At 57.4% G+C, this 1,211-nt stretch carries 1 protein-coding gene; it reads right to left on the reverse strand.

All coding sequences use genetic code 11. The annotated features are described in order from the left end of the window. Nucleotides 1-20: 20 nt before the first annotated feature. Nucleotides 21-983 (reverse strand): IS110 family transposase, encoded by a 963-nt coding sequence (locus tag MXF20_RS23190; RefSeq protein ID WP_104189859.1) that lies wholly within the window; start codon nt 981-983, stop codon nt 21-23. Nucleotides 984-1,211: the final 228 nt, after the last annotated feature.

Consider the following 1,211-nt stretch of genomic DNA (forward strand, 5'->3'; position numbering starts at 1 on the left):
TGTAGATACCGTCTTGCCGGTTACCTGGCAAGACATATTTCGGCATCGAACGGACGACCCGATTTCAGCACGCCATAAGCCAGCTGCAGCAGCTTCTTCATCGCCGCGCACACCACGACTTTTCCCGTTTTCTTACCCGCATCCAGCCGTTTCTTCAGCGCACTCACCGCCGGATTCCACTTCATCGCCACTATCGCAGGCATGTACAGGGCCTTGCGCATCGCGCTGTTGCCCATCTTCGATATCCTGCTTTTTCCCTTCCACTCACCGGACTCCTGCCGCATCGGATTCAGACCCACCCACGCCACAAGCGCCTTGCTGCTGCTGAACCTCGACATGTCCCCCAGATACGCCAGCATCGTGCTGCTCAGCACGCCCGCGATGCCCGGGATGGATTCCAGCAGTTCCCTGTTCTTTTTAAGGCCCGGATCATTGTCGATATGGTCGTTTATTGCCCGCTTCGTTTCGTCTATCTGCGCATCCAGCGCCGCAATGACCACGCGGATTGAGGGCTGCACCACCGCATCCGAGACCTCCAGCCGGTTCTCTTCCATCTGCCGCATTTCCTGAAGATTCGTCAGGCGCTTCACCAGCGCCTTCAGCCTGCGTTCATTCAGCGGCGCCGGCTGCCACAGCGACGGGCCGTGCAGTTTACAGTAGCGCGCTATCATGCGCGCATCGTCTTTATCCGTCTTGTTACGGCTCAGCTCCGCCTGTCCGAAGCGCCTGATGCGCGCGGGATTTTCCACGCTGACATCATAGCCTTCGTCGTGCAGGAAGGTGGCCAGCGGCTCACTGTACGCGCCGGTAGCCTCCATGCAGATATGGCAGCAGCCGAACGGCTCCAGCCATTTTTTCAGGGCGATAAAGCCCTTAGGGGTGTTGGGAAAGACTTTGGTTTTGTAAGACGTGTCGCCTTTCCAGACGGCCACATCAAACTTTCCGGAGGCAATATCAATGCCGACAGGCATACGGGTTTGCATAGATTCTCCTTAACAGCACAGGGAAACCGCCATGACCATCCTTATGGATGCGTGCTCGAGGCACAGGATACCGTCCGGTCTTGAAGGCGGGAGTTAAGTTGCCGGGGATGAATCTACGAAGCAGGCTTTATGCCCAGGGGGCGCCCCCATCTCACCAGCAACTTCCCGATGATCAGTCGGGGATCATCATACCCGGAGGAGAATGATCGGGATATAAGGGGCGCCATT

Origin of the sequence: Pantoea dispersa, from assembly GCF_035783935.1 — a bacterium.
Taxonomy (GTDB): Bacteria; Pseudomonadota; Gammaproteobacteria; order Enterobacterales; family Enterobacteriaceae; genus Pantoea; species Pantoea dispersa_C.